Here is a 12,994-nt window from a genome sequence, read left to right as displayed (position 1 = left end):
GAGGTTGATTTTTGTTTGAGTGTATATGCAACTATTTTGAGTTAGATATTTTTAATAATAATATTTTGCGTACTTTTATTACACCAAACCTGTACCTTTTAACAATTAAGGAGCCCTGCCGTTGCGGGGCTTTTTTGTACCCCTTTATATTCGGTATATTGCGCCATGCAAAAAGGGACACCAACCGAGAAAGAGAATCTGCATAAGCGTAACGCACACCGTAAGGGCTATGATTTTGACGCGTTAATTAAAACAAGCCCCGGCTTGGCAGATTTTGTAAAACCCAATCAATACGGTAACCGTTCGGTTGATTTTAATGATCCGCAGGCGGTGCTGGCGTTGAATAAAGCTTTGCTTAAGAATTTTTATCAAATTGATAACTGGAATATCCCCGAAGGCTTTCTGTGTCCGCCCATCCCGGGCAGGGCCGATTACATGCATTACGTGGCCGATATGCTGGCCGACAGCAACAATGGTAGCATCCCGACAGGAAAACAAATAAAAGTGCTTGATATTGGCACCGGGGCAAACGGCATTTACCCTTTACTTGGCAACAGCATATACGGCTGGCAATTTGTAGCCAGCGATATTGAGCCATTCGCCTTAACTGCATTTAAACAAACGCTTGCGGCAAATCCTGCTATCAGGAAAAACATTGATTGTCGCCTGCAGACCGAAAAGACCGAGATATTTAAAGGCATAGTAGATCCCGGTGAAAAGTTTGACCTGGTAGTTTGTAATCCGCCGTTCCATGCCTCGCGACAGGAGGCCTGGGCCACGGCTAACCGTAAATGGGAAAACCTGGGTAAAGGTAAAACGCCACACCCAACCTTAAACTTTGGCGGTAAAAGCAATGAGCTTTGGGCACCGGGTGGCGAGAGTAAGTTTGTTACCTCAATGGTTGAGGAAAGTAAACAGTTTGTAGATAGCGCCCTATGGTTTACCACGCTGGTATCCAAAAAAGAAACATTGGACAAAGCGCAAAAAGTACTAGGATACCATAAAGCTGCCGAAGTAAAGATTATTAATATGGCCCAGGGCCAAAAGGTAAGCCGTGTACTAGCCTGGACATTTTTTAATGCCGATGCACAGGCCGAATGGGTTAAACGCTGGCGATAGTAGTGTAGATAGGTTCATTCATCTATACAAAACTACCATTCACCGATACTTGCTTGGCGGGCAGCGCCTATTTCCGCAATTTTGATATGTAATATTTACCCTTGGTAGGTGTGATGAGTATAGTGCTGAGGTAGGTATGTTTGTTTTTATTATCAATAATGCGCCCGTGTAAGCGGGCGCTTTATTTAAAGGCAATTTTTAAAACAGTCGGGATGTCGCGTTCAAAGATCACCAGTTTTTTTATACATGCTGCCGGTTGGTTGGTGTTCCTGGGCTTTCCGCTGCTGTTTATGAACCGCACGCAGGAGAATAGTTCGGCATCCTTCGCAATCATTTTATCGCCCTGGTACTGGTTGTTTTGTTTCACCTATATGTTTATGTTTTACCTTAATGCCTGGTACCTGGTGCCAAGGTTGGTATTTCATAAAAAATATGTGGTGTATAGCGCTGTTGTTTTATTGCTTTCAGTATCGGTTTACTATATCAAGCCTTTTGACAATTTGCTGGGCCATAACCTGCGTAAAGGTATGCCTGCAATGGTTCCGCCCGGAATGCCCGGACCGGGTTTAAACATGGCTGATACGCTGGCCCCAAACAGCCAGGCATTACCATTTGGCCCCCTACCGCACCAGGACATGCGTATGCAGGACCCACGGTTTAAACAACCCGGCAAGCCGCCGATGGCTAATGTAGATATGGTGGGCCTTTTTATTTTTATTATGATAATGGGCCTGAGTATGGGTGTAAGCACAGTACAAAAATGGCAGCTTACCGAGCAGCGCATCATCAAAGCCGAAGCCGATAAGGCCCAGGCTGAACTCTCATTTTTAAAAGCACAGATCAATCCTCACTTTTTATTTAATACGCTGAATAATATTTACGCGCTTTCGGTTACGGATAGCGAGCATACGTCGGAAAGTATCATGAAACTATCTAACATTATGCGCTATGTTACCGATGATGTTTCGGAAAACCTGGTATCGCTGCAAAGCGAGTGGGATTGTATCAATGACTATATCGATCTGCAAAAACTCCGCCTGGGCAAAAAAACAAAACTCAATTTTGAATTGCAGGGCGAAATTCAACATCAGCAAATAGCGCCGTTGGTGTTAATGACCTTTATTGAAAATGTATTCAAATACGGCATCAGTAAACACGAAGCCACCGAGATAATTATCCGCCTGATGGTGAACGGCAACAAGCTCAAGTTTTTTTGCCAGAATACTATTGTTGAAAATGGTTCGGCGGCTAAGCGCACGGGCATAGGCATTGCCAACACCCGCCAAAGGCTTAATCACTTGTATCCCGATAAACACCTGTTAGCGGTGGATACCGACAATAATAAGTTTACCGTGACCCTCGAAATCGAATCGTAAACGCTCATTCCTGATTTATGCAATTAAAATGTGTAGCTATTGACGACGAGCCCCTGGCGCTGGAGATCATCAAAAAATATGTAGGCGAGTTTGCAGCCCTGCAAATGGCGCAAACGTTTGAAGATGCCATATCCGGCGCCGAGTTTTTAAAACGCAACAAGATCGATCTGTTATTTATCGACATCAACATGCCTGATATTACCGGTATTGACCTGGTGCGCTCGATGGAACATAAGCCTATGGTGATATTTACCACCGCCTATAAAAATTTCGCTGTAGAAGGTTTCGAGCTGCAAGCGCTTGACTACTTGTTAAAACCTATTGCTTTTAATCGCTTCTCGGCCGCGGTAAATAAAGCTATCGATTATCACCAATACAAAACCCGCGAGAAGACTACAAGCGACGAAAGCATTTACGTGCATTCCGAATATCGCACCATAAAAATAAACCTGAAAGATATTGAGTATGTAGAAAGTATGCAGGATTATGTTAAAATATACCTGCTCAATAACCCCAAACCTATATTAACCCTGCTCACCCTAAAAAACATGCTGGAGAAACTGCCCGAAAAGCAATTCGCCCGCATACATCGCAGTTATGCCGTGGCCATTGACCAGGTGAGATCTATCCACAATCGTAAGGTGCAACTACCGTCTATGGAATTACCGGTTGGCGGTAGTTATGTTGATGTGGTAAAGCATTGGTCGGCTTAGCGCGTTTATCGACACATTAACCTTATTTACCGATACCTGTATGCGCATGTGTGCCAATAACATGATTTTTAATTGTTAAACTTTATTGAACGTGTTATGGAAGGGTTAAAAAAGCGAAAAGAGATTCTGGTGCTAGATAAGGACAACCGTATCCTATCGGTAGTCGATGAAATAACCGGTTATGGCGACTGGGATATATCGATAACCTACGACCCATATTCGGTGTTTGACCTGGCCAAAGCCAAGAAACCCGACCTGATCATCCTCGACTATTTCTTACTGGATAACGATTGTGAACTGATCTGCCGCGATTTTAAAGAGGATGTCGAACTAAGTGGCGTACCTATTATTATTGTAAGCGCCTTCAGAACCAAAAAAGCACGTGCGGATTATTATAAATGCGATGCCCTATTTATAAAACCGCTTGATATGGAAGTACTGGCGTCGCGCATGGATTACCTGATGGCATCCTGATAAATTACAGAAGGAATTACAGGCTGCCCTCGTCTAATCAATCAACCAATTAAAAAATGAGAATTAAAAAGAACATAGCTACCAGCGAGAACGGGTTTGTTTTTAACCCCGCCACCGGCGATTCATTTTCGGGCAATGCCCTGGCTTCCGAAATTTTGCTGAACATGAAAAACGGCGACGCTGTGGAAGATATTAAGCAAAGCATTTTAGACAAGTATGAAGTAAGCGCCGACCAGCTGGAGCGCGATTGGGAAGATTGGATAGTGCAGTTGAAAGAAGCTAATTTGATAGATTTATAGAGAAGACTTTTACACAAATTTTTATGGTAGTAGGTATTACAGGCTTAAACGCCAATGATAACCCGGGGCCGGGTGTAGCCGTTATCCGATCGCTGCGCGAGGAGTTTGGGCATTGCTTAACCGTAATTGGTTTAAGCTACGAGTCGCTTGAGCCGGGCATTTACCTGGATAACGTGGTTGATAAAACTTATCAGGTACCTTACCCAAGCGCGGGCACATCAGCGTTGGTAGAGCGCCTGGAATACATCCATCAGCAAGAGGGCCTTGACCTGATCATCCCCAATTTTGATTCGGAACTGTATAATTACATCAAAATAGCCCCTCGCCTGCAAAGCATGGGCATTAAAACTTTTTTACCTAGCCACGAGCAACTGGCCGCCCGCGATAAAGTAAACCTGGGCGAGTTTGGTAAAAAATACGGCTTTAAAGTGCCTGCGGATATGCGGGTAAATTCACTTAGCGATCTGCGCAATGCTGCTGAAGACTTAAACTATCCATTGGTTGTAAAAGGCAAATTTTACGAAGCCTATGTGGCCTACACGGCCGATGCTGCGCAAAAATCATTTCATCAGCTAAGTGCCAAATGGGGCTTGCCGGTAATAGCTCAACAATTTATAAAAGGTACCGAAATAAACATTGCCGGCCTGGGCGATGGTGAGGGCAATGCCATTAGCGTGGTGCCTATGCGCAAGTTATATATTACCGATAAAGGCAAAGCCTGGGCAGGTATTACCATTGAGGATAACGCCTTGATAGAGCTGGCCAAACAGTTTACCCGCGCCACCAAATGGAAAGGCGGCTTCGAGCTGGAAATTATGCGTGATGCCGAAGGCGACCTGTACATTATGGAGATCAACCCACGCTTCCCGGCATGGATCTATTTAACTGCCGGTGCAGGCCAGAACCAACCGGCCGCCTTGGTTAAAATGGCCATGGGCGAAGAGGTGGAGCCGTTTACAGAATACACAGTTGGCAAAATGTTCATTCGTTATTCGTGGGATCATTTGGCTGATATTGCCGATTTTCAACAGTTCTCTGCCTTCGGCGAATTATCTGTAGCTAAAGTTAATTTGTAAGGGATGGCACAGAAACTAAAGTACGAGCGCCCTTTTATTAAAAAGCTGAACGCCGGTGCCATGAACAAATTCGGCACCCGTCCCGAAACACAGGCTGTAAAAAGTATTGACGGCGTAGCGGTTAAAAAACTAGCGGAGCAATATGGCTCACCCTTATTTGTGTTGAGCGAAAAACAGATCCGCAGAAATACCCGGGCTGCCGTACGCGCTTTTACCACACGCTATCCTTCAGTACAATTTGCCTGGAGCTATAAAACCAATTATATAAACGCCGTTTGCAACATATTTCACCAGGAAGGTAGCTGGGCTGAGGTGGTGTCGGGTATGGAATACCGCAAAGCATTAGGCAACGGTGTTCCCGGTGCCGAGATCATTTTTAATGGTCCGGGGAAACAGCGGGAGGATCTTTTGTTGGCTATTGAGCATGATTCGCTAATACATATTGATCATTTTGATGAGTTGTACTTATTGCTGGAACTTTGCAATACAGTTAGCAAAAAGCCGCGCGTGGCCATCCGTGTAAATATGGACACCGGCGTATACCCGGTATGGGACAGGTTTGGGTTTAATTTTGAGAATGAAGAAGCCTGGAGCGCTATCACCAAAATTGTATCATCCGGCAAATTACAACTGGTGGGTCTGCACTGCCATATCGGTACTTTTATGTTATCGGTTAATGCTTACAGCGTGGCGGCAACCAAATTATGCAGCCTGGCCATGCGTTGCAAAAACCAACTGAATAACCCGGTGCAATACCTTGATCTGGGCGGTGGTTTCCCATCAACCAATACTTTAAAAGGCGCTTACCTGCCGGGAGTTGACACGGTACCTTCTGTTGATGATTTTGCTGACGCGATAACATCGGCCATATTAAGCTATGGCTTCAAGCAGGAAGAGTTACCCATGCTGATATTGGAAAGCGGCAGGGTACTGATTGACGATGCTGGTTACCTGGTAGGCAGCGTGGTTGCTAATAAACGCTTAAGTGATGGCCGCCGTGCCGCCATATTGGATTTTGGGGTGAATACTTTGTTTACTTCGTTTTGGTACGATCACCAAATCAGCCCGGCGCAGGATTTTGGCCAGCATGCCGAGAACATGGTGCTTTACGGTCCGCTTTGCATGAATATTGATGTGGTGCGCGAAAGCATTAACCTGCCCCTGCTAAACCCCGGCGATAACCTGGTGGTGCATAAAGTAGGCGCTTATAACATGACGCAGTGGATGCAATTTATCATGACACGCCCTGCCGTGGTCTTGATAGATGAAAACCTGCATACCCACCTCATCCGCAAAGCGGAAAGTTTGGAATACATGGAAACCCCGGAAGGGATGCCCGCACATTTAACAACGAATAAGGAATAGTGAACAGGAAAATTGCTTTTACCATCCAGGCTATCATTAATAGTTATGCCATCTTGTTTTTTTCGCAAAATAAGGTGCTGGGTGTATTGCTGCTTATGGCGTCGTTTTTTAACCCGGTTGCGGGCGCTGCCGGGTTGGCTTGCGTGATGTTTTCTGTAAGTTTAGTTTCGTTGTTGGGCTATGATCGTGAAAGCACCCGTATGGGCTTTTACAGCTTTAATGCCTTGTTATTAGGCATCGGCTTCGGTACTTTTTACGCGTTCAATCTTTCGTTTTTTATCTGGCTGATCGTTGCTTGTTTAGCGGTAACCATGCTGAGCGTGGTTTTGGCTGCATCGCTGGGTAAACGAGGATTTCCTTTACTGTCGTTCCCGTTTGTAATAACATTCTGGTTGGTGTTATCTGCCGTAAACAGTGTGTACCACATGGGCCTGGCGCAAAGCAACAGTGCCATCATCAATGAAATGTACACCGCCGGCGAGGGCATGCCTTATTGCTTCCCCGGCGCTTTAAGCTTTGTGCAGATACCTTCGTTACTTAGTTTGTTCTTCAGGTCGCTGAGCGCGGTATTATTTCAAAATAATGTGATATCGGGCATTGTGATCTGTTTGGGGCTGATCATCCATTCGCGTATCAAATTTAGTTTGATCGTACTGGCATTTATCAGCGCTTGCTTACTCAACTCGCTTACCTATACCTATCCCGAAGGAATAAGTTATTACCATTTAGGCAGCAACGTGGTTATGGCATCGGCGGCATTAGGAAGTTTCTTTTTGATACCTTCATTACGCTCGTATCTATGGGCCATGTTGGCGGTTCCGGTAGTATTTGTGCTGATAAACGCAAGCACCAAAATTTTTGGCATGTATGATCTGCCGGTACTATCATTGCCGTTTTGTTTGGTTATTATCCTATTCCTGGGCTTTTTCAGGTTGCGTATCAATACCGGGAAATTACAACTCACGCCATTGCAGCATTATTCGCCCGAGCGTAATCTGTACCAATACCTAAACGGCAAAGAACGTTTGGAAGATCTGAAATACTTTAACCTGCATTTACCCTTTATGGGCGTGTGGTCGGTATCGCAGGGCTATGATGGCGATATTACCCACAAACAGGAATGGGGCAAGGCGCTTGATTTTGTAATCAAGGACGAAGAGCAGCAAACTTTTAAATATCCCGGCACGCGCCCGGAGCATTTTTACTGCTACAACAAACCTGTTTTAGCCTGCGGCGATGGCATTGTAGAAGAAGTGGTAAACCATGTAGAAGATAACGAAATAGGGCAGGTAAACCTGTTGGATAACTGGGGAAACAGCGTAGTTATTAAGCATGTTACCGGTTTATACAGCAAAGTATCGCACCTTAAAAAAGGTTCGGTAAAGGTTAAACCCGGCGATGTGGTTAAACAAGGCGATGTGTTGGGCATGTGTGGCAGCTCAGGCCGTTCGCCCGAGCCACATTTGCATTTCCAGGTGCAGGCAACACCTTACATAGGGTCAAAAACGCTGGCTTATCCTTTTGCTTATTATTTGGATGACAGCGACGGCCAGAGCAAATTAAAAACTTTCAGCATTCCTACGGAAGGTGCCGAGCTAAGCCAGATCGCTATTAACGCGACCATAAAACAGGCTTTCAAATTTCAGCCCGGCTACATGGCTATACTAACCGCCCCCGATCATGAGCCCGAGTACCTGGAAGTATTTACCGATGCCTGGAATCAAACTTATATCTATAGTAAAACAACCGGCGCTACCGCCTATTTTATCAATAACGGAACCTCGTTTTACTTTACAAGTTTTTACGGTAGTCAAAGCTCGCTGCTGTATTATTTTTACCTGGCCGCCTATAAAATTGTATTTACTGCCGATGCCGATATTGCCGTTAACGATGTATATCCAACCCAGCTAACTACTGATAAAGCCACGTTATGGCTGCATGATCTACTGGCCCCATTCTGCCAATTTATAAAACTAACTTATCAAAGCCATGCAAAAGCCAATGGCTGGGGTGTGAGCGTGTATTCATCGCAAACCCGCGAAGTATTTGGCAGCACTAAAACACCGATGCACGCGCAGTTGACGCTTGAACACGGAACGCTTAAAGCATTCACCATAACCCTCAACAATAAAAAAATTGAAGCCCAATGGATAACAGAAAATACCTATTAGTTATAGCGTTGCTGTTGGCCATAAACACGGCTAAAGCGCAAACATTTGCCGAGGTGGATAGCCTTACCAACGCGCAAAGCCTGGCCGGCAATTGGGAACAGTTACTGGCTACCGGGCAGCAGGCTATTGATAAAGGCATAGATTATCCCGGCCTTCGCCAGCGTTTGGGTTACGCCCACTTAGTAAGCGGAGACTACGGTGTCGCGCTGCGCGATTATGACGTAGTGCTCAAAAGCGATTCATATAATCCCGCTGCGCGCTACTATGCTTACTTAAGCAGCCGGTATTTAAACCAGGAATCTGGCGCTTCGGTACATGCATCCTATTTAGATAGCGCAACTTTAAAAGCCGAAGGTCTTTCGGCATTTGGGTTGGTTAGCGCCGGTTTAGAGAACAGCTTTAAAATACCGGATAACACTTATCGCGGCAGCGCCAATTATACACGCGTTTCGCTGAGTAACAGGTTGGGTTGGCGCTTGCGGTTGGATCAGTCGGTAGCTTATTACAAGCAAATGCTTAATAATAGCAACCAACCGGCAAGGGCCAATGTTGATGAGAACAGCCAGCTGGAATACTACGGCAAACTAAACTACGCGCTTAAAAGCAACCTGGTATTAATGGGCGGCTACCATTACCTGCATACCCAATTTATCAGCAACCAGTATAACAGCCACATTGCCTTTGCCGGTTTACGCTATAACGGCGCTTATTTTAGTTTGCAGGGCGATGCGGTATTTGGCAGCCTGATAGGCACTACGTTGGTGCAATACAGTGCAGGGGCAACCATTTATCCGTTTGGTAACCTGGATCTGTATGCGTCTGTTAAAGGTTCGTACAATGATCAGGGTTCCACCAGTACTTTTGTATTTAGCCCTGCGCTTGGGTTTAAAATAGCCAAAAATTTGTGGACCGAAAGCTCGGCCAACATCGGCACGTTGGATAGTTTTATTGATGCCGACGGGCTGTATGTTTATAACGCTATCGACGTTACCAAGGTAAAAGCCGGTCAATCGCTTTTTTACCAGTTAGGCAAACATGCGCAGCTACAGCTTAACTACACTTACGAACAAAAAACAGACTTCACTCATAATTATATCTATAATCAAAACTCTATAACAGCCGGAATACTATGGAAATTTTAAAAAAACCTGTTCTCATCATCGTGCTGGCCATGGCCACGCTCCAGGTAAAGGCGCAAACCAATGCCGTATTGCAAAAAGCTTTCCGCAATAGCTATGCTAATGAAACGAATAAAAACTACACCGCTGCAATAAACGATATTTCACCGTATTACTCTGATGGCAATTACGAGATCAACGTGCGCCTGGGCTGGTTAAATTACCTGAACAAAAACTATCCGGCTTCGCAAAATTATTATCTCAAAGCAATTGCCGCCAGGCCCGTTGCTATCGAAGCTAAGTTTGGTTACGTTAAGCCGCTTTCGTTTTTACAAAGCTGGGATAAGGTGTTAGATCAATACCTGGCTATTATCAAAATAGATCCGCAAAATACACAGGCTAACTATTGGGCCGGGGTGGTTTATTATAATCGCAAACAGTATGGCTCGGCTATTAATTGCTTTAAAGTGGTAATTAATTTATATCCGTTTGATTATGACGGGAACCACATGCTGGCATGGTCAAACCTGATGCTGGGTAAGAAAGCCGAGGCTCGTGCTTTTTTTGAAAAAGCGCTATTGATCAAACCAGACGACGCATCAAGTACCGATGGTTTAAATAAGTCAAAGTAGTTGATAATTAGCTACGTAATACGATCCGACTTTCATTCATCGGTTTTAAATGTGCCTTCATCGGCACATTTTTTATTTAGGGGTAAGGGGTAGGTAATTTCATCTCAACAAAACAACAGTGTTGTATCGACTCAGAAATTACCATTAAACTTAAAGAACTATGAAAAGGAAAAGTATTTACCCCCTAATGATGTTGGCCGCAGGAATCAGTCTGTTTAGTGCCTGCCAGAAAGGTGCCATTGGCGACACTAACGCAAAAGACGATAACGGAATAGCAGCAGTTGCGGCTTCCTCGGGCGCCATCGCGGTAGCAAGCGTAAATTCATTGGCGCTAAGCGGTGTTACCGAATCGACCAAAGACAGCGTATACCTGCTTAATTGCGTAGGTCCTCGCGGGAAGAAAGACACGGTGGCCTTCGCTTCGCTATCAACAGCTATCACCACTTATTTGATCGACAACTATGCCGGCTATTCTTTTATCAGGGCTCATAAAATAACCGACAATACCGGTACAGTTACCAACTATGTTGTTGCCATTAAGTTTAACAACGCACCGGTAGGTTTAAAATTTACCGCGGCTGGCGTGTTTGTTAGCGTATTGGAGCAGCGCACCGGGGCCGATTTAAAAGGTGGCCGTGGCTGGCACCCGGGCGGCCCGTTCCAGATACGTGGCGGTGCAAGGCCCGATACTATTGCATTGTCGGCCATACCTGCTGTAGTTAAGGCTACGTTTGTTGCGGCTTACGCTACCGATACCTTGCTGCATGCCGGCATAGCGCACGATGGTAATTATATCCTCATCAGCAAAAACAATGGTTTGTTTGCTACCGCGATAAGTGCAGCAGGCGTACAGGTTAAACGTATGCAGATAAACAATGTGCGTGGCAAACACACGTCGGTAACGCAAGCCGCTTTGCCTGCCGCTATCACAACATATTTAAGCACAACCTACCCGGCTTATGTATTTGATAAAGCGTTTTCGGCCAGTAAAAACGGCGTGATAGAAGAGTATGATGTATTCATCACCGCAAACAATACCAAATATGCGCTGCGCTTTAATGCCAGCGGCACATTTATAAAAGCATTGCCCGTACGTTAGGCAATAATTAATAATGATCAGGTTTATTGAAAGGCCGGCATCTGCGAGAGATGCCGGCCTTTTTTGTATCGTTAGGTTAGATGCAGGGTGAGCTTATTTATCGCCTTTATAAAGTGGGTTGCTGCCTGTTGAGCCAGAACCAGTATAAAGCGGATTGGATGTTATAGCTTTAGGACCGCCATTGCTGCCACCTTTTACAATAATGCCACCAATAGGGTTGCCGGAAACAAAACCTGCTATTTCGCCCTCATTTTGGTTTTCCTGGAAATAAGGGTTGGTTTGGCTTCCTTTGTCAATCATTTTGCCGGCCATAGGGTTTACGGTCTCATAGCCGCTGGCGTTATATAGGGGGCTAACGTTTCCGCGATTATTATCTTTTGGCCTTGGGTTTTGGCCACCTTTAACAACAATGCCGCCTATTGGCTGGCCCGGTTTGGCTTCCTGGGCTAATGCGCTTACTATACTTACTAAAACTAATGCGGTGGTTAATATTAATGCTCTCATGACTTTTAATTTTTGTTTTTGGTTTGTTTGATAGTATATCAAGCATATCCCGCTTTTGTTACCCCTTTTTTTAATAAAAATTTCATTTTGTTGCAATTATGCCATTTTTTATGATTTTGGTTATAAATACACACCTAATTAAGCACTATTGGTTATTATTGTATGATTTGCAACGGCAATAAAAAATGAAGCTAAGCGGCGTAAAATATCTTTTTGTAATGCTATGCCTGTTCTCTATCATCGAGACAGCGGGCATATCAACGCTATGCCTTTTTTTAAAAGCACACATTACAGTGACTACCGACGACCAGGCGAGCAATCAAAACAATGATACCAGCGAAACCGAAGCCAAACGCATAGAGATACGTGAGTATTGGGCGGTGTTTAATGATATGATGCCCGCACAGCTCGCCGTTTATACTTTTCCGGTTAAATATTACACCGAGGCAGATGATCATCATTTGAGTTGGTATCCGCCGGTTGCTACCCCGCCACCCAATTTTCAGGTTTAATTATACAAGTTAAACCGTGCCGGCCCTGTTTAAGGGTATCGGCCCTATTGAATATCAATTAAAATTTATTTAAACATGAAAATTGGAATTAAAGCAGCCATGGCTATAGTAGCCGTAGCTTTCACTATAAATGCGGCAAAAGCCCAAAACGTAAGCGATAAAGACATCAAGAAAAACATAAGCCCGGTAAATAACCCCATGAGTTACCTCACCAAATTGGAGCCTTTAAGTTTTGAGTTTGATAACAGCAAACACAAACAATTAAAACTGCCGGCAGGCCGCAATTTTGGCTTTAATGCCGACGATGTAAAACAGGTATTGCCCGAGGTTGTAAAAACCGACAATCATTGGATAACCGCAGGTAAGGGCAACCACAGGGCTATAACCACCAATAAAGTAGATGTGGACGAGCTAGTGCCGCTGCTGGTTGGCGCCATTAAAGAGCAACAAGCCCAGATAGAACAACTGAAGCAAGAAGTGCAGGCGCTGAAAGCTAAAGTGAAATAGAAACCGATAAAGCCGCCCATAAAGCGGCT

14 protein-coding genes are annotated in these 12,994 nt (G+C 44.7%); 13 read left to right on the top strand and 1 reads right to left on the bottom strand.

What is annotated here, in order from left to right; all coding sequences use genetic code 11:
• Positions 1-165: 165 nt before the first annotated feature.
• The 11 genes from rlmF (at position 166) to AC59JT_RS15250 (ending at position 11,442) form a co-directional block, all read left to right on the top strand.
• A complete protein-coding gene (gene rlmF, locus AC59JT_RS15300) occupies positions 166-1,119 on the top strand; it encodes a 23S rRNA (adenine(1618)-N(6))-methyltransferase RlmF (RefSeq protein ID WP_497400460.1) in 954 nt (317 codons plus the stop codon).
• Positions 1,120-1,331: 212 nt separating this feature from the next.
• Positions 1,332-2,495 (top strand): sensor histidine kinase, encoded by a 1,164-nt coding sequence (locus tag AC59JT_RS15295; protein ID WP_497400458.1) that lies wholly within the window; start codon positions 1,332-1,334, stop codon positions 2,493-2,495.
• A 17-nt stretch (positions 2,496-2,512) separates the two neighbouring features.
• Positions 2,513-3,208 carry a LytR/AlgR family response regulator transcription factor gene (locus AC59JT_RS15290; RefSeq protein WP_497400456.1) on the top strand — a complete coding sequence of 232 codons (696 nt, stop codon included), beginning with the start codon at positions 2,513-2,515 and terminating at the stop codon, positions 3,206-3,208.
• 96 nt (positions 3,209-3,304) lie between these two features.
• A complete protein-coding gene (locus AC59JT_RS15285; protein ID WP_497400454.1) occupies positions 3,305-3,682 on the top strand; it encodes a response regulator in 378 nt (125 codons plus the stop codon).
• Positions 3,683-3,738: 56 nt separating this feature from the next.
• Positions 3,739-3,981, top strand: a complete 243-nt coding sequence (locus AC59JT_RS15280; protein WP_497400452.1) for a PqqD family protein — start codon at positions 3,739-3,741, stop codon at positions 3,979-3,981.
• Between the two features lie 23 nt (positions 3,982-4,004).
• A complete protein-coding gene (locus AC59JT_RS15275) occupies positions 4,005-5,057 on the top strand; it encodes an ATP-grasp domain-containing protein (protein WP_497400450.1) in 1,053 nt (350 codons plus the stop codon).
• Between the two features lie 3 nt (positions 5,058-5,060).
• Entirely contained in the window at positions 5,061-6,422 is a 1,362-nt protein-coding gene (locus AC59JT_RS15270) for a hypothetical protein (protein WP_497400448.1), read from the top strand.
• Positions 6,422-8,593 carry an urea transporter gene (locus AC59JT_RS15265; protein ID WP_497400446.1) on the top strand — a complete coding sequence of 724 codons (2,172 nt, stop codon included), beginning with the start codon at positions 6,422-6,424 and terminating at the stop codon, positions 8,591-8,593. The genes AC59JT_RS15270 and AC59JT_RS15265 overlap by 1 nt, the downstream gene beginning before the upstream one ends.
• Positions 8,569-9,735: a hypothetical protein gene (locus tag AC59JT_RS15260; protein ID WP_497400444.1), complete on the top strand. Its 1,167-nt coding sequence runs from the start codon at positions 8,569-8,571 to the stop codon at positions 9,733-9,735. Before AC59JT_RS15265 ends, AC59JT_RS15260 begins: the two co-directional genes overlap by 25 nt.
• A complete protein-coding gene (locus tag AC59JT_RS15255; RefSeq protein WP_497400442.1) occupies positions 9,723-10,343 on the top strand; it encodes a tetratricopeptide repeat protein in 621 nt (206 codons plus the stop codon). The genes AC59JT_RS15260 and AC59JT_RS15255 overlap by 13 nt, the downstream gene beginning before the upstream one ends.
• A 160-nt stretch (positions 10,344-10,503) precedes the next feature.
• Positions 10,504-11,442, top strand: a complete 939-nt coding sequence (locus AC59JT_RS15250) for a PepSY-like domain-containing protein (protein ID WP_497400440.1) — start codon at positions 10,504-10,506, stop codon at positions 11,440-11,442.
• Positions 11,443-11,535: 93 nt separating this feature from the next.
• Here AC59JT_RS15250 and AC59JT_RS15245 read toward each other — a convergent pair whose 3' ends face one another.
• The gene (locus AC59JT_RS15245; protein ID WP_497400438.1) at positions 11,536-11,946 is read right to left on the bottom strand and encodes a hypothetical protein; all 411 of its coding nucleotides are present in this window, start codon (positions 11,944-11,946) and stop codon (positions 11,536-11,538) included.
• A 185-nt stretch (positions 11,947-12,131) separates the two neighbouring features.
• Here AC59JT_RS15245 and AC59JT_RS15240 point away from each other — a divergent pair, with 185 nt between their 5' ends.
• Positions 12,132-12,458, top strand: coding sequence for a hypothetical protein (locus AC59JT_RS15240; RefSeq protein WP_497400437.1), 327 nt, complete (start codon positions 12,132-12,134; stop codon positions 12,456-12,458).
• A 75-nt stretch (positions 12,459-12,533) separates the two neighbouring features.
• The gene (locus AC59JT_RS15235; protein WP_497400435.1) at positions 12,534-12,965 is read left to right on the top strand and encodes a tail fiber domain-containing protein; all 432 of its coding nucleotides are present in this window, start codon (positions 12,534-12,536) and stop codon (positions 12,963-12,965) included.
• Positions 12,966-12,994: the final 29 nt, after the last annotated feature.

This window comes from Mucilaginibacter sp. A3364, from assembly GCF_059690715.1.
This window is presented reverse-complemented; position numbering and strand designations above follow the sequence as displayed.

Excerpts from the sequence above, each read along its gene's own strand:
- rlmF (WP_497400460.1), top strand. The coding sequence starts at position 166 with ATGCAAAAAGGGACACCAACCGAGAAAGAGAATCTGCATAAGCGTAAC.
- AC59JT_RS15295 (WP_497400458.1), top strand. The coding sequence starts at position 1,332 with ATGTCGCGTTCAAAGATCACCAGTTTTTTTATACATGCTGCCGGTTGG.
- AC59JT_RS15290 (WP_497400456.1), top strand. The coding sequence starts at position 2,513 with ATGCAATTAAAATGTGTAGCTATTGACGACGAGCCCCTGGCGCTGGAG.
- AC59JT_RS15285 (WP_497400454.1), top strand. The coding sequence starts at position 3,305 with ATGGAAGGGTTAAAAAAGCGAAAAGAGATTCTGGTGCTAGATAAGGAC.
- AC59JT_RS15280 (WP_497400452.1), top strand. The coding sequence starts at position 3,739 with ATGAGAATTAAAAAGAACATAGCTACCAGCGAGAACGGGTTTGTTTTT.
- AC59JT_RS15275 (WP_497400450.1), top strand. The coding sequence starts at position 4,005 with ATGGTAGTAGGTATTACAGGCTTAAACGCCAATGATAACCCGGGGCCG.
- AC59JT_RS15270 (WP_497400448.1), top strand. The coding sequence starts at position 5,061 with ATGGCACAGAAACTAAAGTACGAGCGCCCTTTTATTAAAAAGCTGAAC.
- AC59JT_RS15260 (WP_497400444.1), top strand. The coding sequence starts at position 8,569 with ATGGATAACAGAAAATACCTATTAGTTATAGCGTTGCTGTTGGCCATA.
- AC59JT_RS15255 (WP_497400442.1), top strand. The coding sequence starts at position 9,723 with ATGGAAATTTTAAAAAAACCTGTTCTCATCATCGTGCTGGCCATGGCC.
- AC59JT_RS15250 (WP_497400440.1), top strand. The coding sequence starts at position 10,504 with ATGAAAAGGAAAAGTATTTACCCCCTAATGATGTTGGCCGCAGGAATC.
- AC59JT_RS15245 (WP_497400438.1), bottom strand. The coding sequence starts at position 11,946 with ATGAGAGCATTAATATTAACCACCGCATTAGTTTTAGTAAGTATAGTA.
- AC59JT_RS15240 (WP_497400437.1), top strand. The coding sequence starts at position 12,132 with ATGAAGCTAAGCGGCGTAAAATATCTTTTTGTAATGCTATGCCTGTTC.
- AC59JT_RS15235 (WP_497400435.1), top strand. The coding sequence starts at position 12,534 with ATGAAAATTGGAATTAAAGCAGCCATGGCTATAGTAGCCGTAGCTTTC.